At 33.6% G+C, this 18,625-nt stretch carries 23 protein-coding genes; 17 read left to right on the top strand and 6 right to left on the bottom strand.

Annotated elements, in window-relative coordinates:
• Positions 1-79 precede the first annotated feature (79 nt).
• Positions 80-613, bottom strand: a complete 534-nt coding sequence (locus NQ510_RS15545) for a hypothetical protein (RefSeq protein WP_259817156.1) — start codon at positions 611-613, stop codon at positions 80-82.
• 284 nt (positions 614-897) lie between these two features.
• Here NQ510_RS15545 and NQ510_RS15540 point away from each other — a divergent pair, with 284 nt between their 5' ends.
• Positions 898-1,083, top strand: coding sequence for a hypothetical protein (locus NQ510_RS15540; protein ID WP_005825886.1), 186 nt, complete (start codon positions 898-900; stop codon positions 1,081-1,083).
• Between the two features lie 269 nt (positions 1,084-1,352).
• Here the strand turns inward: NQ510_RS15540 and NQ510_RS15535 are convergent, their stop codons facing one another.
• The 5 genes from NQ510_RS15535 to NQ510_RS15515 form a co-directional block, all read right to left on the bottom strand.
• The gene (locus tag NQ510_RS15535) at positions 1,353-2,270 is read right to left on the bottom strand and encodes an IS1595-like element ISBun1 family transposase (protein ID WP_005825889.1); all 918 of its coding nucleotides are present in this window, start codon (positions 2,268-2,270) and stop codon (positions 1,353-1,355) included.
• Between the two features lie 72 nt (positions 2,271-2,342).
• Positions 2,343-2,666, bottom strand: a complete 324-nt coding sequence (locus tag NQ510_RS15530; protein WP_005825891.1) for a hypothetical protein — start codon at positions 2,664-2,666, stop codon at positions 2,343-2,345.
• A gap of 69 nt (positions 2,667-2,735) precedes the next feature.
• Positions 2,736-3,437, bottom strand: coding sequence for a Lin1244/Lin1753 domain-containing protein (locus NQ510_RS15525; RefSeq protein WP_005827562.1), 702 nt, complete (start codon positions 3,435-3,437; stop codon positions 2,736-2,738).
• Between the two features lie 25 nt (positions 3,438-3,462).
• On the bottom strand, positions 3,463-3,828 hold the full coding sequence (locus NQ510_RS15520) for an SH3 beta-barrel fold-containing protein (protein WP_005827567.1): 366 nt from the start codon (positions 3,826-3,828) through the stop codon (positions 3,463-3,465).
• A 180-nt stretch (positions 3,829-4,008) separates the two neighbouring features.
• Entirely contained in the window at positions 4,009-4,368 is a 360-nt protein-coding gene (locus NQ510_RS15515; protein WP_005827569.1) for a hypothetical protein, read from the bottom strand.
• A 614-nt stretch (positions 4,369-4,982) separates the two neighbouring features.
• On the opposite strand from NQ510_RS15515, the gene NQ510_RS15510 reads away from it, so the two are divergent.
• The 16 genes from NQ510_RS15510 (at position 4,983) to NQ510_RS15440 (ending at position 18,623) form a co-directional block, all read left to right on the top strand.
• On the top strand, positions 4,983-5,519 hold the full coding sequence (locus tag NQ510_RS15510) for a UpxY family transcription antiterminator (protein ID WP_034525536.1): 537 nt from the start codon (positions 4,983-4,985) through the stop codon (positions 5,517-5,519).
• Positions 5,520-5,589: 70 nt separating this feature from the next.
• On the top strand, positions 5,590-6,075 hold the full coding sequence (locus tag NQ510_RS15505) for a UpxZ family transcription anti-terminator antagonist (protein ID WP_005827574.1): 486 nt from the start codon (positions 5,590-5,592) through the stop codon (positions 6,073-6,075).
• A 73-nt stretch (positions 6,076-6,148) separates the two neighbouring features.
• Positions 6,149-7,717 carry an ATP-binding protein gene (locus NQ510_RS15500; RefSeq protein WP_005827576.1) on the top strand — a complete coding sequence of 523 codons (1,569 nt, stop codon included), beginning with the start codon at positions 6,149-6,151 and terminating at the stop codon, positions 7,715-7,717.
• 10 nt (positions 7,718-7,727) lie between these two features.
• Positions 7,728-7,880 (top strand): hypothetical protein, encoded by a 153-nt coding sequence (locus NQ510_RS15495; RefSeq protein ID WP_005827578.1) that lies wholly within the window; start codon positions 7,728-7,730, stop codon positions 7,878-7,880.
• A gap of 326 nt (positions 7,881-8,206) precedes the next feature.
• Entirely contained in the window at positions 8,207-8,824 is a 618-nt protein-coding gene (locus NQ510_RS15490) for an IS66 family transposase (protein ID WP_050758071.1), read from the top strand.
• Between the two features lie 176 nt (positions 8,825-9,000).
• Complete coding sequence (locus tag NQ510_RS15485; protein WP_259817153.1) at positions 9,001-10,245, top strand: oligosaccharide flippase family protein; 1,245 nt, start codon at positions 9,001-9,003, stop codon at positions 10,243-10,245.
• Positions 10,242-10,868, top strand: a complete 627-nt coding sequence (locus NQ510_RS15480; protein ID WP_005827585.1) for a CatB-related O-acetyltransferase — start codon at positions 10,242-10,244, stop codon at positions 10,866-10,868. The genes NQ510_RS15485 and NQ510_RS15480 overlap by 4 nt, the downstream gene beginning before the upstream one ends.
• A complete protein-coding gene (locus NQ510_RS15475) occupies positions 10,852-11,394 on the top strand; it encodes a glycosyltransferase family A protein (protein WP_259817151.1) in 543 nt (180 codons plus the stop codon). Before NQ510_RS15480 ends, NQ510_RS15475 begins: the two co-directional genes overlap by 17 nt.
• 371 nt (positions 11,395-11,765) lie before the next feature.
• Entirely contained in the window at positions 11,766-12,824 is a 1,059-nt protein-coding gene (locus NQ510_RS15470) for a glycosyltransferase (RefSeq protein WP_259817149.1), read from the top strand.
• Positions 12,821-14,203, top strand: a complete 1,383-nt coding sequence (locus NQ510_RS15465; RefSeq protein ID WP_005827591.1) for an O-antigen polysaccharide polymerase Wzy family protein — start codon at positions 12,821-12,823, stop codon at positions 14,201-14,203. Before NQ510_RS15470 ends, NQ510_RS15465 begins: the two co-directional genes overlap by 4 nt.
• Positions 14,204-14,207: 4 nt before the next feature.
• On the top strand, positions 14,208-15,203 hold the full coding sequence (locus tag NQ510_RS15460; protein WP_005827592.1) for a glycosyltransferase family 2 protein: 996 nt from the start codon (positions 14,208-14,210) through the stop codon (positions 15,201-15,203).
• A complete protein-coding gene (locus NQ510_RS15455) occupies positions 15,200-16,576 on the top strand; it encodes a bifunctional cytidylyltransferase/SDR family oxidoreductase (protein WP_005827593.1) in 1,377 nt (458 codons plus the stop codon). Before NQ510_RS15460 ends, NQ510_RS15455 begins: the two co-directional genes overlap by 4 nt.
• Before the next feature lie 2 nt (positions 16,577-16,578).
• Positions 16,579-17,049, top strand: a complete 471-nt coding sequence (locus NQ510_RS15450) for a CDP-glycerol glycerophosphotransferase family protein (protein WP_259817146.1) — start codon at positions 16,579-16,581, stop codon at positions 17,047-17,049.
• Positions 16,962-17,435: a CDP-glycerol glycerophosphotransferase family protein gene (locus NQ510_RS18915; RefSeq protein ID WP_394372835.1), complete on the top strand. Its 474-nt coding sequence runs from the start codon at positions 16,962-16,964 to the stop codon at positions 17,433-17,435. Before NQ510_RS15450 ends, NQ510_RS18915 begins: the two co-directional genes overlap by 88 nt.
• On the top strand, positions 17,384-17,845 hold the full coding sequence (locus tag NQ510_RS15445) for a CDP-glycerol glycerophosphotransferase family protein (protein WP_259817145.1): 462 nt from the start codon (positions 17,384-17,386) through the stop codon (positions 17,843-17,845). The genes NQ510_RS18915 and NQ510_RS15445 overlap by 52 nt, the downstream gene beginning before the upstream one ends.
• The gene (locus NQ510_RS15440; protein WP_080545836.1) at positions 17,817-18,623 is read left to right on the top strand and encodes a glycosyltransferase; all 807 of its coding nucleotides are present in this window, start codon (positions 17,817-17,819) and stop codon (positions 18,621-18,623) included. The genes NQ510_RS15445 and NQ510_RS15440 overlap by 29 nt, the downstream gene beginning before the upstream one ends.
• Positions 18,624-18,625 lie beyond the last annotated feature (2 nt).

The raw sequence follows: 18,625 nt of genomic DNA, 5'->3' as shown, positions 1-18,625 counted from the left end.
GATAAGTATTATATTTCTTTTAGGTAACTATATACCATTTTGCACTAAAAATGCTTGGGCATATAGTTACCTTTATTATTTATTGTTTAATCCATTTTTTATAATCAGTTCCTTTTATAAATGATATTTCCAAAGTAGGACATCCATATCTTCGAGACATTGAGCATGTAGTAAGAACAACAGTAATCCCCAATTTTTCTGAAAAAAAAAACATGTTGTTTTCACTACTCATTTGAAAATAAGCTTCTTCTTTAAATTTCAATCCTAAATATTTAGAATTTTCTAAAAGTGTAGTCATTACCATAATATCAGCTTTCATTCCGGAATCCGTTGAATCATATAAAGTTGTCATACTTATCCACTCTATTTCATCTTGTGAATCAACGTTACATCTAATTCTAAAAATATTATTCTCATCTATTTTTATAATCATTCGCTTTCCAGAAGAATCAATATTGTATTTTTTTAGAATTGGTTCTATCTCACTAATTTTTGCATGTCTTGCAGTCCATCCTGCAAGAGAATCCCTAAATTGTAATCCGTTATCGAATTGTGCATAAGATGATAACGTACAAGAAAAAACAAACAAAATCAATAATACAAACTTTTTCATAACTATTCGTATTTCTGCCTTCACGTGACCTATAAAGGCTGTACCTAAAAGGAAGTGGGTCACAGTCCACAACTTCGTAAGGTATCGCCAGAGACCTATGCACACGCAGACAAGCAACCCACTTGGTACAGTGAGGGCTTGTGCCTTGTGTGCGTGTTAAAACTGGCGATTTTAACGAAGTAAGGCACTCCCGAATATTTTCTCTAAAACGTTTGTTCTATAGAACATTTGCAAATATAGTGATATTTGCTACATTTGCAATGTCAAACAAATAAGAAAATATTATGGAGAACAAAAAATGCAACCATGTTTGGGAAGAGCATAATGCTTACTTTAAATGTATTCACTGTGGTGAATTAAAAATCAAAGAAGAGATTATTGGCACTCCCGGAATTATGTATGAAGATTCTTATTTAAAAGATTATGAGGAAGATTTGAAAAACGAGAATAAAGAAAAAGAATCTAAATAAAGGTATTCTTTTATTATAATCTTTCAAGTTCTAAATCTTTTTCTGTAGGGTGGAAGCATTTTTGTACCAACATCTTTGCTTCCTCTTCTGTACATCCCAATCCTATACAACGCTTATACAGCATTTCTTCCGTCATTCCATTTTCACGATATATTTTTGCAATTTCAGTTGGTTTATATAATTTTACTTTCTTTTTTTCTTAAAATTATATCGCATTGCAAAACTCATAAAGTTTTCAAATTCTTCTCCTATTGTCATTTCCTTTTTACTCATGCTGTCAATTTCTTATATGTAATATGATAATTCATATTGCAAAGTAACAAATTAAATCTTGAATTCTCGCTGATTTTTCGTGTATTATAGCGGAACACAAATTCATTAACATATCTTTGAAGATGCTTAGAACTCATATAGTGGTATATTCCTACATATCCTCTTTTTAATAAAGTCCAAAAACCCTCAATGGTATTAGTGTTGATTCTTCCGTACCCATATTGTTTCTTGCTGTGGTCTATGGAATAGTGATAATACATTTTGTCTATCTCATTATATCCGTACCATTCGTCAGTGTACAATATAGCGTTTCTATCAACAAACTCCAATATTTTAGGAGTGAGTTCCTCTTTGGACGTATTCTTGATAACTATCCCGATAACCTTTCCTTTTCTTTCTACCATTCCAAGAACCGGGGTCTTATCCTTGAATGAACGTCCCTGGCAAGCCTTAACTTTCTTGTCATTATGCCGATTCTTATTTTTGCCTCCGACAAAGGTTTCGTCGGCTTCTACTTCATTATGCAATTTTCCTTGATTTTCACATACCAAACATATTCTTATCCGTTGTAACACATACCAGGCTGTTTTCTGGGTCACTTTTATATCCCTTGCTAATTGTAAAGATGATATTCCTTTCTTGTTTGAAAGAACCATCCATACGGCCATAAACCACTTTCGCAACGACATTTTAGTATTCTCAAAAATGGTTCCCGTTTTTACATTAAACCTTCTCCCGGTGTCCTTACATAAATATGTATTATTTCCACATACATACACTTTAGAGCCAGGGCTAAAAGGAGATTTCACCTTTTCACCCCATCGTACTTTCTTTAAATATTCGATACAAGACTGTTCAGTAGGAAATGCTTCTAACAGTTCAAACAATGAATTAAACGAATTGACGTCTATCATAATATATTCCTCCTTTTACATCTAAATATACAAATATTTTTTCATAAATCCAACTAAAACAGTATATTTTTCTTATAAATATTCTGTTTTACCAGATTTAATCAACCAAAAATAATCATCACCACCAAATTTGAAATTCTTTACAGAACGTCCTCGTAGCTTTTCTTCAAAAGATTGAGGGTTTAATTCCGACGGTAAAATAGGCAAGTTAACCGATATATCTGTAATATCAATCGCATTGTAAGCTTCATTAAAAGGGTTATCCCTTGTCTTCGTTGAAAACCCACTTACTACATAAGCTTTAAATTCGCCTAAAAACTTCATCGCTAAAACTTGCTTATGGGTCTTTTCTACTATTACCCATAAATTTTTAATACTTTCCTCGTTCATTTCCATAACTTTCTATTCTTTATTGAATTTAATATTTAGTGCAAAGTGGTATATAGTTACCTTCTTTTATTAAATCTAACCCCTGAGTAATTTCAGTATGTACTTTCCGGGCATCACGATACGGGCTTTCAGTTGGGGTGAGCTGTTCAACTCATATAGGATTTTCCAGATTTTCCCTCCCAGTTTTCCAAAATCTGTCAGTCTCAAGATGGCATTCAAATCGTGGATGTCGGTTACTTTCTGCCTTGCCAGCTCTTCCATCAGGCCTTGGTAATTATGCGTCTGTCTGTTGAGCGTGTACTCCGGTGGAGTCAGAAGAATCTCCTCCTTCCTTCTTCCCGTCTCCCCTTGGGGAGATAGAGAGGGGTTTTCTTTATTCTCTTTATTTAGTTTATTTGCTAAAGCGCTGCTTGTCTTGGCATCCCTGATTCTCTGCTGGTTAACCAGTCCACCGCGACGTCCGGCCTCTTTTTTAGCTTCTTGTTGGGCGTCCCATGGCTCCATGCGGCGGCTTAGTCCGGGGGATGAGAAGCTTGTCTCGTTCACCTCGAACAGCGCATAGTCATAGATGATTCGCTTCAGTGTGGCGGTTGTCACCCTTGCTTTTTGTGCCAGTATGGGAATCACTTTCAGGCTGGCTTTATATTCGTTCTGCAATCTGAGGAATTCGAGCACTGTCCAGTAAATGCCATATCCTTTCATACCTTCTTCTTGTATCATAATCATTAATTTTAGGTTGCTGCCGGCATTGGCATCATGTAGTAAATAAGCCTCCATAGCTTTTGATATTGGTGTTTTTTTGTTAGTTTACTATCGGTCTCCATTCCATAAAGTTCTCAATCAGAAAAGTCCGCCAGCCTTGTTGTTCCGCGTCCCAATAGGCTACGTGAGCTTTAATGCTTGTCATGTCATGTTTCTTTTTGAAGTCGCTTTCGTAGGAAACAAGGGTTCCTCTTCCCATGTAGAAGCTACCGTCCTGCTTTCGGTAGGCTATCAATGCATATCCGTATTGCATGTATTCCAGTAGGGAATTTATGCGCTGTGCCATCCATTGTACAGACTCCATGCTCAATGTCGTGTTTTCCGTAATCCGTTTTTCCCATAGTTTTTTTGTTTTTTCTGTTTTGGATACAAATTGCTCCTCAAATTCAGTTTTCTCTTTTCCCATTTTTTATGTTTTTAGGGTTATTAAATGTATGATAATCAGCAATGAAAAAGAGCTACTCCTTTCAGTACGGATGGCTACGCCCTTGCCTTGTTGAGGCTACACCATCCGACGAGAAAGGTGTAGCCCTTCTGTCCGGTTGCTGACGGCGGCAAAATTACTGCCTTTCCAGGTACTGAACTATCAGTGATTTATCCTTACATCATATCCGTATGGGTCAATCAGTGTGGTGTCTTCCTGTTTTATGATGGCCCATACCTTCTCCAATTCGGTAATTATCGTACTGTAAGTCAAAGGCTTTTGCTCTCCTCTGGCTTTCTTTGTGAAGTTTTCGGATGCTACGAGCAGTTTGGCTATATCCGTTATTTTTCTAATTTTTGTGCCTTCAAAATAGCCTGATTTAAAGGCTCTTAAGTAACCTACATAAACATGGGTCTGGTCTCCGTAGTAAACCCGTTCTGCCAATAGCTTTTCATCCACTATGGAGCTGTGTTCTTTTACTTTTGTTGCTCTTAGTTTCTGTGTATCAGATTGATACGACATGCTTCTCTGTTCGTTACTGTTGAGATGCTTCTTTTTTGAGTTCTTTCATTTGTGTAATTCTTTGTTCGTTTAACTGTTTTTTATTCTGGTTAAAAAATGCGAAAGTATAAAAAGTGAGGGAGAAATAAGGGAATTTTGGAGGGAAATGTGAAGGGTGAGTTGTAAATGGTTGATATATAAGATGATATGCTGTTTAAAAAACGTACGTTTAATGAACGCAAAGATAGAGACGTTTTTTGTAATGGCAAAATGTTTGATAGAAAAATGTTCCTAATAATAAATAATGATAAGTATATTACATTGAATTTCAGCAGTATATGCAATATGTGTAATCAGTTAAAATCTTCTTATTTTTAGCTCTTTGAGTATGTCTTGTATAAGTTCGAAATAGGTGTTTTTTAAACGTACGATTAAAAAACGCTTTTTTGTTTCTAATACGTTCGTTTATAGTCTCTTACCAAAAGGTAATGAACAACCGCAGAGAATCTGTTGACAAGAAGGGCATAGTGCTTGTCAAACTTCCCATAAAATGCTCGCAAGTGATTGAACTACAGTTCTGTAATAGTAGTTCAAAGCCCCCAAGGAATACCTTTTTCTAAGTAAAATTAACAAGAATAGAAATGGATAAAGAGACCGAAGTTTGGTTTGCCATGCGTGCTACATACCGCAGGGAGCTTGAAGCTATGCATCTTCTCGAAAAGGCAAATCTTGGCTGTTTCATTCCCATGCAATATAAGATAAGTATCCGTAGGGGCAGGAAAGTCCGTGCTTTGGTTCCCGTCATCCGTAACCTGGTTTTTGTCCACGCACGTCCTTCCGAAGTGCAGCGATTTAAGTCTCAAATTACTTATTTGCAATATATTACTGATACCCGTAGCGGTCAGAAAATAGTCATTCCTGACCATGATATGCAGCGTTTCATAGCCGTTGCTGGTACCTACAATGACCATCTTCTCTATTTCCAGCCCGAAGAACTGAATCTCTCCAAAGGTACGAAAGTCCGTATCACCGGTGGCGACTTCGAGGGTCAAGAAGGTGTTTTTCTAAAGGTAAAAGGTGCCCGTGATCGTCGTGTAGTGATTGCTATACAAGGTATCATCGCCGTTGCCATGGCGACCATCCATCCAGACCTCATCGAAGTAATCAAATAATCGTCGATAATCAATGATTAGTCATTGGTGATAGATAAATCATAACTCTGAAATCATAAATCAAAATAGCATGTCTCTTTTAGAAGAAGCACTCCTCCTTCAGCGTGCCGCGCACGATCTGATGTATTTGGGTATGGACGGCAGTCCTATCTATAGCGATGACTTGTCTCGTCGTAACAGCGAAGTCTATCGCTTGACCACAACTTTGTATAATTCTGGCACTTGGGGCACCACGGTGGAGGAGCAGGCAAATGTATGTCTTGCGCTCTTGAAGGGGTATAGTGCCTCGTTCATTGACCATGGTGAGAAACAGCAGCATGTGCAGGAGGTATTGAGGCGTTGCTGGGATACCCTTGATTCCCTTCCTTCCTCTTTGTTGAAACTCCGTTTGCTTACGGCTTGTTATGGAGAGGTTTTCGATGAGCCTTTGGCCGACGAGGGCCGTTCTATCATTGCTTCTTGGAGTGTTGCATCACTGACTGCCGAGCAGCAGGAAGCAGTTGATGAGTTTCAGAATGTGGTGGATAATCCTTATCCATGGGAGGAAATGGAATAAAAATGTATAAATAGAATTTCTCTTTGAAGAAAAAACGTATATTTGCATATAGCTTCTAAAAAAGAGAAATGAGATGGAACAGATGCGTAAACTGCCGATTGGTATACAGACTTTTGAAAAGCTGCGTGAAGAAAATTATCTTTATGTAGACAAAACAGCAATGGTCTATAAGATAGCATCCAATTCCACTCCCTATTTTTTGAGCCGTCCTCGCCGTTTCGGTAAGAGTTTGCTTATATCTACCTTCGAAGCTTACTTTCAAGGACATAAAGATTTGTTTCACGGACTTGCCATCGAAAAACTGGAAACCCAATGGGAGGAATATCCAGTATTACATATGGACTTAAATGCCCGTAAATATGAAATAGCCGGAGATTTGATAGCCATGCTTAATCAATATCTGGAAAAGTGGGAATTGAAATATGGTGCGGAAAAGCAGGAGCGTAGTCCCGAAGAGCGCTTTGCCTATGTGATAGAGCAGGCGTATGCCCAGACGGGTAAGCAAGTGGTAGTGTTGATTGATGAATACGATAAGCCTTTGCTTCAAGCTCTTTCGGATGAAAAGCTAACGGAAGAATATCGTCGGATATTGAAAGCCTTTTATGGGGTACTGAAAAGTGCCGACCGTTATCTCCGCTTTGTTTTTTTGACGGGTGTGACGAAGTTTGCGCAGATTAGCGTGTTCAGTGATTTAAATCAGTTGCAGGACATCAGTACATGGCCCGACTATTCTTCTTTATGTGGTATTACTAAGGAAGAACTGCTCACAACGTTTACTCCGGAGATAGAACGTTTGGGTGTTTCCAATGGAATGGACTTTGATACAACTTTGGAGCAGATGACCAAGCTGTATGACGGTTATCATTTTTACCCCCATTGTGAAGGGGTTTTTAATCCTTTCAGTGTGTTGAATGCATGCAAGTCGAAGATTTTGGATAATTTCTGGTTTCAGACCGGTACTCCTACCTATTTGGTAAATTTATTGAAAGAGAGTGATTATGATTTGCGCCTTCTGATTGAGGGAGTTGAAGTGACGGCTTCCGCCTTTTTTGAGTATCGTGCGGAAGTAAAGAATCCGCTTCCCATGATTTATCAGAGTGGTTATCTGACCATCAAAGACTACGATAGGGATGTTTTATTGTACACTTTGGGTTTTCCCAATGATGAGGTACGCTATGGTTTCTTGAATTTCTTGGTTCCTTATTATACAGGAGTGACTGATGATGAAACCGGTTTCCACATAGCCAAGTTTATGCGTGAACTCCGTTCCGGTGATGTGGATGCATTCATGGAACGCTTGAAAGTATTCTTTGCCGGTATGCCATACGATTTGAGCGATAATACGGAGCGTCACTATCAGGCTATCTTTTATGTGGTTTTCACTTTGATGGGACAATTTGTTGAAACGGAAATCCGTAGTGCCCGCGGTCGTGCCGATGCCGTGGTGAAGACGAAAGATACCATTTATGTTTTTGAGTTTAAACTGAACGGCAGTGCTGAGGAGGCTTTACGGCAGATTGACGAAAAAGGGTATCTGATTCCTTATAGGTTGGACGGGAGGCGTCTTGTCAAAGTGGGGGTGAATTTCAGCAAGGAAAGGCGTAATGTAGACAGGTATATTGTGGAAGATTTTGTTTTCTAAAATTGGAAATATGGTTACCATCAAAAATAAGGAATACGGTTCTAATATCAGCCTTGCTGCCATCTGCAATTCTCTTTGCAAGGCGGAACATCAGTTGCTTGAGGAGTTTGTCACGGTCGGTGCCAATGCATACGTGGTACGCAATACGCAAAACTCCCTATAAACTCTAGAAGTTCGGTCTTGTGCTGACATATGAGGATGATGTTAAAGGTGAATGGCACATGCTGATGCCTGACTCTGTACGAGATTCCCTTTCGGACCTCGTCCCTCAGTTTATGAATTATATAAATGCCGGCCAGCTGATACCTTCGGTAAAGGAAATCCGGATGCGGATGGCGTTGCATCGCTTTTTGGATAGGGAGAGTTGGTGCCGGATTCAAAAAATAACGTATTATTGCTTACCCATATGGACGGTAAGCACTCAATTGTTTATTTGCTTTACCGCCCCGTATGCTAGATTTTTGTGCCATAAAGATAAAACGAATGCTTATGGCAAGCAGCACGGATTTCAAGAATTTATGGAAACGCTATCAAAAGGAGGGAGTTTCCAAGTTCATCTCTCATGTCCGGGCAAAGTTCAAACTTGCTGCAGACATCGCCAAAGACGAAGAGGCGGCATGGTTTGTGGAACAAATTGGGCGGTTGTATCTGATAGAGGCTGAATGTTTGATGCGTCGGCTCACTCTCGGGGAGATAAGGAAAAGAAGAAATAAATCCGATGTCAGTGAGATATTGAAAGGCTTGAGGAAACAGGTATTGGAACTTCAGCAGGATAAACGCTGTCACTACGGTAAAATGATGGAGACAGCTTTGGCTTATATGTTGAACGGCTGGGATGACCTGCTTAAATATCACCACTGGGGCGACTACACGATAGACAACATGGTGGCGGAACGTGCGATACGTCCCTTTGCCGTATCGCGAAATAATTCTCTTCACTTCAGCAGTGAGGAGGGTGTCAATGTGGCAATGACTTTCTATACCATTATCGAAACGGCCAAGATGTACCTCTCGGATATCAAGGGATATCTTATACATGTATTCCGTGAACTATTGTCAGGAAACAAGAACTACGAAATGCTGATTCCATCAGGCATTTCGGTTTGAATTAAGTTAAATCGAAGTCAAATATAATAAGACCAATTCCCTTTCTCGCTGATTTTCAGTAGGGAAAAAGGTATTGAGTGCTTACTTTTAAACCTTTTCAGGTCTAAAATGACTGCTTACTTATTTTCAGAAGAGTCCAAAGTGATTGAGTGCTTACGATGATGTTAATTTGCAAAGTGAAAAATATATCTGACTATATATATAGGTATAAAACCTTAATTGAAAATTTTGGCTATCTAACTTTATTACAGATATGTAATTTATTGATACCACTTGTTACATATCCTTATTTAATTAATACTTTAGGAAAAAATTTATATGGTGTAATCATATATTCTCAGGCAATAGTTAGTTATTTAGCAATATTTGTAAACTGGGGATTTAATATCTCAGCTACGAAATATATTAGCATTAATAGAGAAGATTCAAAGAAGATAAACGAAATAGTTAGTGTGGTATATATTGTAAAAACCTTGCTTTTAATTATAGTATTTGGATTCTTATTTTTAATATTTCTTTTTCCTGAAATTCGAGAATATAAATTATTATATATTTTTCAATGTGGCAATGTATTTATGAATGTTTATTTCCTATATGGTTTTTTTCAAGGTATAGAAAAAATGAAATATATTGCAATTTTTTCTTTCATAGGACGTGTAGTGTTTATTCTATTGATATTTATATGGGTCACTACACCGCAAGATTATTTATTGGTTCCACTTATAAATGGCATTGGAGCTATTATTACATCTCTTATAGCCATATATATACTAATATATAAATTTAAAATTAAGTTTAGATGGCAGTCTTTAGCGACTATATTTTATCATACAAAAGATTCAACCAAACTTCTCTTAACGTCAATAACAGGTATAGTGAAAGATAGGACTAATACTATAGTTATTGGTAGCGTTTTGGGAATGGGAGAAGTTGCTTATTATGATTTTGTAGAAAAAATAGTAAATGTATTATCTACTATATTTTATACAATAAGTAATGTTGTATTTCCATATTATAATAAAAATGCTAATAAAATATTTGCCCGTAAACTTTTAATATATACTACTGTAATAGGAGTTTTATTATATTTTATTGTTGGATGTTCTTTGAAATCATTTATTCTTTTATTTTTTAATAATGATATGCTAATGGCAATTCCTGCGTATTGGATGTTGGGAACTCTGTTTATATATCGCCATTTAAGTTATTTTCTTGGAACTGTTATATTAATAAGTCACAATCATGTAAAAGATGTTATTGTCAATATGTTTTATAGTATGTTCGTGTATTTGTTCGTAATAATGTTTTTGGGAATTATTGATTGTTTAAATATATATACTTTATCTATATCATTGGTAATATCTGTTTTCTTTGAAACTTTACAGAGATGGTATTATTGTAAAAAATATGGTATAATATGATGAATTTCATAAATCGGTTTATGAGACTCTTTAGGAGAAGGACTGTCAATATAGGACGAGATGTACAATTATTAGGAAATACTATTATAGGCTGTGATTGTTCTTTTTCAGCTCGCGTTATTTTCAGTAATTCTATTATTGGAGATTATTCATATGTAAATTATAACTCTATTATACATTGTTGCCATATAGGAAAGTTTTGTTCAATAGGTCCTAATGTCGTAGCTGGCTTGGGTAATCATCCAGTAGAAAAGAACGTTACGACTTCTCCGAGGTTATTTTTAAAAGGAAAGTTCCTTTTAGAAGATAGGTATGACCAGTTTGCTATAGTTACTATTGGAAATGATGTATGGATTGGTGCTAATGTGACTATTGTAAATGGAGTTACAATTGGTGATGGTGCAGTAATAGGAGCAAATTCTATTGTAACTAAAGATATACCGCCTTATTCAATTTATGGTGGAGTACCGGCTAAATGTATTAGAATGCGCTTTGAGCAGAATCAAATAGATTTTTTGTTAAAATTAAAGTGGTGGAATATGGATGAGGAATGGATAAGAAGTAATAGTTTACTTTTTTCAGATGTTAATTGTTTAATGGAAAAATATGGAATTTCTCTTTAGTGTATTTACTCCGACTTACAATAGAGCGAATACTATAGGACGTACCTATGAATATTTGTGTAAACAAACATTACGTAGTTTTGAATGGATTATTGTGGATGATGGTTCCACAGATAATACAGAAGAAATAGTTCAGAAATGGATAAATACAAATAAAATTTCCATTGTATATTTGAAGCAGGAGAATGGGGGAAAGCATCGTGCATTTAATAGAGCAGTGCAGATAGCTAAAGGGGAAATCTTTATTTGTTTAGATTCTGACGATTATTATATTGAAACTGCACTAGAAATAATTTATTCATATCATTTGATACATAAGGATAATCCTTGGATAGCAGGATTTTCATGTAATTCTTTAGATTTACATGGAAATCTAATAGGAACTTCGCTACCTGTAGACGAGTTGGTTGTTTCACATTATAACCTTTACAATTCATTGTCAGTAAAAGGAGATAAAGGGTTAATTTATTATACTCGTATTTTGAAAGAATATCCATTCCTGAATTTGAGAATGAATTCTTTGTAACAGAAGCATTGGTTTTAAATAGAATTTCTTTTGCGATATAAAATATGTTGTATTAAGCGAAGTTTAGAAATAAAAGATTATCAAAGAGATGGTCTGTCTAGCAAATACAGACATCTGTGTTTAAGAAATCTAATGGTTATGCTCTGTATATAAATGAGAGGAATTATTTTAATTTATCATTTACTAACTATGTTATTAATGCTGCAAGTTATGTGCGTTATAGTCTATTTGCAGGAAAAAGTTTTAGGAATATATATAAAGAAGCTATAAATAGAAGATGGACTTTTATAATAGCCTGTTTCTTAGGAATTTTATTATATATTAAAGATAAAAGTAGGTCATGAAAAAATCTTTTATTCATTATAGATAATTTGAAAGGTGGTGGAGCAGAAAGGATATTGATAACAATACTTCAACATCTTGATGCAAAAAAATATAATGTAGATCTTTTAATAAATAGAGAGGGTGTTTATCTTGATAGTGTTCCTCGGAATATATGTTTATATTCTGCTTTGGGGGATTCAAATCTGCTAATAAATAAAATTAAGAGACGTATTTTACTAACGTTTCCTAGCTTGTTCTATATCTTTCATATAAGGAAACTATACGATTGTTATATTGCTTTTAGAGAGGATACTGCTACCAGAATTTTATTTAAAGCTCCTGCTACTGCGCAAAGAGTGGCTTGGCTACATACAGATTTAATAAAGCATACCTACTGTAAAACAACTAATAAGCGGAGATATTTTCGTGACCTTCCTTCTTTAAATCAAATAGTATGTGTTTCTAAAGCTTGTCAAAAGACATTGATAAATTTATGCCCTGCTGTCAAAAATAAATCGATTGTTTTATATAATCCTATTGATATTTCTGATATTATACAAAAATCAAATGTACATATTAATGTACCATTTAGTCGGGATAGAATAAATTTATTGGCTGTAGGTAGGATTGACAAAGGTAAAAATCATCGATTTTTGATTGAGTGTATGCCTTTATTGTTGAACAAGGGAAATTTTACATTATGGATTTTAGGGGTGGGGCCTTTACAAGTTGAGTTGGAAAAACTGAGAGATGATATGGGATTGCAAGATTATGTACATTTTTTAGGGTTTAAAGAAAATCCATATCCTTTAATAAAATCCTGTGACGTATTTGTTTTATCTTCCCTATATGAAGGATTACCGACTGTAATAATAGAAGCTTTAATTTTAGAAAGAAATATTGTTTCCTCTCCTTGTGTAGGTGCTGAAGAAGTATTGTGTAATGGAGAGTTTGGATATGTGGCTTCATTGGATATAAATTCTTTTTCGGAAGCAATTTGTAAAGCGTCAGAACATTCTTTGTTGATATCCACTAAATTAAGGCATAGATTATCTGATTTTGATTTGAATCAGCAAATATGTAAAGTTAATACTTTATTTAGATGATAAGTTTTACGTGGAAATATTCCATTTTTCAAGTAATACAGATTTTTATTATTATTTGCTATTTTCTCCAATTTTTATTTTGTATTGGATTTGGATATAATGATGTAACAATTAATATACTACAATATGAATTGTTACTCATTTTTTTGTGGTCACTTTTTTCTGCGATACATGAAAGTGGAACATTCAATTTGTATGTTCTTTTTCTATATATGCTATGTGTGTTTATTTATTCGCGTATATTCTTGGATATTTATGGTTTGTTTAATTGGACATGGGCAGATAAATATAATGATTTCATTTTCCCTATAAACGTACAGTTTCAAATATTAATATTGTTAACATTTTCATTGCTATTTATGCATCTTGGATGCTTGATGGGTAGAAAATATTTGTCTTATAGAAAGATAAATTTTGAATATTCGAGGTATCTAGATAAAATATCTACTTTCTTATTTCTATTCTCCGTTCCAGGTACTTTTATTAAATATTTGATTCAGTTTAAAGCTGTGTTGGAGCATGGATATTTAGCTGTATATGATGGAACTATTGCAAATTTGAAATATCCAATATGGACGACGGGAGCAATATCTATTTTTGAATTTTCATATTGCTTATTTTTAGCATCGAAACCTTCTAAAAAGAAGTTCTTTATCATATCGTCAATTTTCTTTGCTTTAAGAATTGCAGATGTTTTAAAGGGTGGACGTTCTAAACTATTTTTACCTATTATATTTTTATTATGGTATTATTATTCATTTTATTCTGAACAACAAAAACAAAAAATAGGCAAATTATTATTGATTTCAATCGTGTGTATTATTCTGTCACAAGTATTATTGGAGTTCCGGAGGGGGGACGTTGATACTGGTTATGATTCTGATTTATTTATGATGTTTTTTTCTCAACAAGGGGTTTCGTTATTAGTATTTGCATATATGATATTTTATAAATCAACATTTGTAAATACTGGATTACCATATATTTTGTATCCTTTATCCTTAACATCAACTTTTGAAGGTCAATCTATGGAATTTGTGGAGCAAACTAATAGTTTAGGACATCGATTGACTTATTTTTTAGCACCGGATGCATACTTGGGGGGAGAGGGAGTTGGTTCTAGTTTTCTCGGAGAGTTTTGGGATTTGGGATTAATCGGATTTCTACTAATGAGTTTTTTAGCTGGATATATTATTCGTTATTTTGAGAAAAGTGTTCGTAATACTCGTGTTATCATGTTTTTGGCTTTTATATTAGTTCCTAATATAGTGTATATGCCTCGTGCTTCATTTTTCCCTTCATTGATAAATATTTTGATATTCTTATTTTTTTATAGTTTAATTCTATATGTTCCGAAACTTAAAATAAAATTCATTTAGTTTTATGCTTATTTCAATTATCATTCCTATATATAATGTTGAAAAATATTTGAACAGATGTTTAGATAGTGTCATGAAACAGTCTTTTCAGGACATTGAAATTATATTGGTAAACGATGGTTCGACGGATAATAGTGATAATATCATAAAAAGTTATTTATTTGATGAAAGAATTAAATATATATATCAGAAAAATAAAGGTTTAAGTGAAGCTCGTAATACAGGATTAAATATAGCATCAGGAGAATATGTTTTATTTTTAGATAGTGATGATTCTATAGAGCCTAATACATGTTATGAGTTATCGCAAGTAATAGAGAGATTTGAGGTTGATATAGTGGTTTTTGGTCGATATTTGATAAAGGATTGCATAGAAAAAGTTAGAGATCCTGCGTATTGGGGAAATAATCTGTTAGATGGTAAGGAATATTTGGTCCAGGCTAAGCTGAATAATCGCTTTAGCGCATCAGCCTGTAACAGATTATATAAATTATCATTTTTACGACAAAGAGGGTTGAACTTTAAATCGGGAATTGTTTATGAAGATTTGTTGTTCAATTTCCAATGTATGATACAAGGGGCACGAGTTTATGTGTTAAATGAATTGTTATATAATTATTATATAGGACGTAACGATAGTATTATTAATACTATAAAAGAAAAGGATTTGGATATTTTGTTTACTGTTAATGAATTATTTGTGATATATGAAAAATATAAATATCCAGTTATTAAAGATGTTTTTTATTGGATTATTTATGATTGGGTTTCTAATGCAGTGAGTTATAAATATCCTCGAATAGCCATATTCAATAAGAAAGCTATTTCAATAACTCGAATTATAACTCAAGACTCCAGGTACAAATCAGTTTTATTATATTGTAGTACTTGCCATGTAATAGGGTTTAAGAGGAGGATTTTGTCTTGGTTACAGGTAAGAATGTTTTATGTTTACTATTTTTTAATTGGATTATTAGTTAGAATAAAGAAATTAGCATGAGAAATGTTGCTGTAATTTTAGCAGGTGGTGTCGGAACTCGTATGGGAGGGACAATGCCTAAACAATTTTTTAAAGTTTCGGGAAAAACAGTTTTAGAACATACCATTTCTGTATTTGATAACCATCCGCTTATTGATGAAATTGCAATTGTGGTACACCCTAATTATCTTGAAAAAGTGGAGGAATTGTGTTGCATTAATAATTTTAAGAAAGTAGGACGAATTCTACAAGGAGGAAGTGAACGTTATTATTCAAGTTTGTCAGCTATAAATGCCTATGCTTCTACAGAGAATGATATTAATTTAATATTTCATGATAGTGTACGTCCCTTAGTTACTAAAAGAATAATATCAGATTGTATTACTATGTTGGGTAAGTATGGAGCTGTTGATGTTGCAATTCCTGCAACAGATACCATTATCAAAATGAATCTGAATACGCATGAAATAGAGGATATTCCTAACCGACAATTTTTATACAATGGACAGACCCCACAAGCATTTAAATTATCCGTTATTAGGGAAGCATATAAACGTGCATTGGTAGATCCTAATTTTAAAACAACCGATGATTGTGGGGTTGTTTTAAAATATATGCCTGATATACCAATAGGAGTTGTACCGGGAGAGAAATTTAATATGAAGTTAACGCATAAAGAAGATTTGTTTTTGTTGGATAAGCTTTTTCAATTAAAATCTGTAAGTGATGTTTCTTTATATGGACAAGAAACCGCATTAGAGCATAAAGTTATAGTCATTTTTGGGGGAAGTTATGGTATAGGACATAGTATTGCAGAACTGTGTACCGGATTGAAAGCTAAGGTTTATTCGTTTAGTCGAAGTGAGACTGGAACAGATGTTGCTGATGCATCATTAGTAAAAGAAGCTTTGGAAAAAGTATATCTGATTGAGAAAAAGATTGATTTCGTTATAAATACAGCAGGTATATTATTGAAAATTCCTTTGATGACAATGAAATATGATGATATTTTAAATTTAATACGTGTAAATTATTTGGGAGCGATAAATGTAGCGAAGGAATCATTCTCATATTTAGCGAAGTCTCATGGAGGTTTATTACTATTTACTTCCAGTTCATATACACGAGGCAGAGCGATGTATAGCCTATATTCATCTTCAAAAGCTGCAATTGTGAATTTAGTTCAGGCTTTATCTGAAGAATGGAAAAGTTATAATATAAAGATTAATTGTATTAATCCGGAAAGAACTAAAACACCTATGCGTATCCAAAACTTTGGTATAGAACCGGAAAATAGTTTATTAAGTCCCCAATTTGTTGCAGAAACTTCAATAATGACATTACTTTCTGGATTGACGGGACAAGTTATAGATGTCAGACGTAAAACAGACTGACTATGAATAATCTTCATTTTATAAAATGGGTATTTAGTAATAGAAATTATACTGATATAATATATCGTTTAATTTCCTTATTTCTAGGATATCCATTATTGTTACTTTCATACTTAATTCCAAGAAGTAAGAGAAAATGGGTTTTGGGATATAAAGTGGGTTTTACGGACAATGTGAAATATTTATATAGATATTTATATAAATATGAGAAAACAGTAATTCCTATTTGGATATCTTCTAATAAATCGGAAATATTGTTATTAAGAGAAAAAGGTATTAATGCATATTATAGATGGAGTTTATATGGGCTATATCATTGTTTGACATCCTACTATTATATTTTTTCTTCTCATTTATCAGATATTAATTATTGGACTTCGGGAGGATGCTTTGCTGTAAATCTATGGCACGGTGTTGGAATAAAAAAATTGAGTTTGCAACAACTGTTGGCATTGATTCTAAGATATATGTAAAAAATATATTTAATCGTATTTTATTTCCTTATTTATTTCGTAAGCCTGATTTATTCCTTTCTACTTCAGTGTTTATGTCAATGCATTTTTCTAAATGCTTTCAAATAGATATACGTAAATGTCTTAATTTGGGATATCCTAGATGTGAGTTATTCTTTTTAAATGCAAATTTAATAAAGAAATATGTAGAAGAATATGAACCGCAAGGAGTTAATAGGCTGATAAAGGATATACAAGAATTTTCCCATACTATTATTTATATGCCAACTTTCAGAGATGACCAATCTGATTTTATGTTAGCCTCAGGTATTAATTTGGATTTATTGAATGATTTTTGGAGAAACGTGATGAACTTTTTTTATTTAAGTTACATCCTGCCACTGTAGTATCTAATGTTTCAAGTATATTTTCTAACATTCGTTTCTTAGATAAGGATGTAGATGTTTATCCAATATTACCATTTACGGATTTACTAATAACAGACTATTCTTCTATTTTTTACGATTATTTGTTATTGGATAAAGGTATTGTTTTATTCCCTTTTGATTATGAAAAATATATTTGTCAATGTAGGGATTTGGCTTTTGATTTTGATGATTATACTCCAGGTGTTCGAGCCTATAGTTTTGATTCATTAATGGAAATATTATCTGATTGGAATTATGGTAATAGTTTGACTACTGAACAAAACAGAATAAAAAAAATATTTTGGGGAGATATTCCGATGCAAAATTCATGTAAGGTATTAACTCGTTATATTATAAATAATGGTAGCAGTAATAATGTCGATTTATAAAAATGATAAATTGATATATGTAGCACAATGTGTTGACAGTTTGCTAAAACAAACATTTAAGGATTTTCATGTTTATGTTCAATATGATGGAGTTGTTGAAAGTGGTATAGAACACTTCTTCATGGAGTTAAATGATAGTCGGTTTCATGTTTATGGTAGAGATGAAAATTATGGGTTGGCATATTCATTGAATGAGTTGTTAACTATTGTACTATCTAAAGGGTATGATTACGTTCTCCGTATGGATGCTGATGATATTTGTCTTTCAAATAGATTTGAAAAACAAATAATCTATATGAACAATCATAAAAATATAGATATATGTGGAGGACATATTGAAGAAATGGATGAAAACAAAAAATCTATAGGGGTTATAAGATATCCTCTATCACATGATGAAATGAAATGTTTCTTTGGGAAAAGAAACCCATTGGCACATGTGAGTGTTATTTTTAGAAAATCTTATTTTCATAAAGCAGGTTTATATCCCGTTGATACGGATAAAGATGAAGATACAATATTTTGGCTAAATGGTTTTTTATCAGGATGTAAGTTTGCCAATATAGATGAAGTGTTGGTACGGGTACGTGTAAATAAGGATTTTTATTTAAGAAGAAATGGTTTATCAAAAAGTCTATCTGATTTGAAAAATAGATGTCTTGTTATTAGAAAACTGAACTTATCATATGTGAATTATATATTTGCTTGTGCTCGTTTTGTTATATTTATTATTCCTATCCCTCATGTAACTCAATTTGCTTATAAGTTTTTAAGATAATT

Source organism: Bacteroides uniformis (assembly GCF_025147485.1).
GTDB classification, from domain to species: domain Bacteria; phylum Bacteroidota; class Bacteroidia; order Bacteroidales; family Bacteroidaceae; genus Bacteroides; species Bacteroides uniformis.
This window is presented reverse-complemented; position numbering and strand designations above follow the sequence as displayed.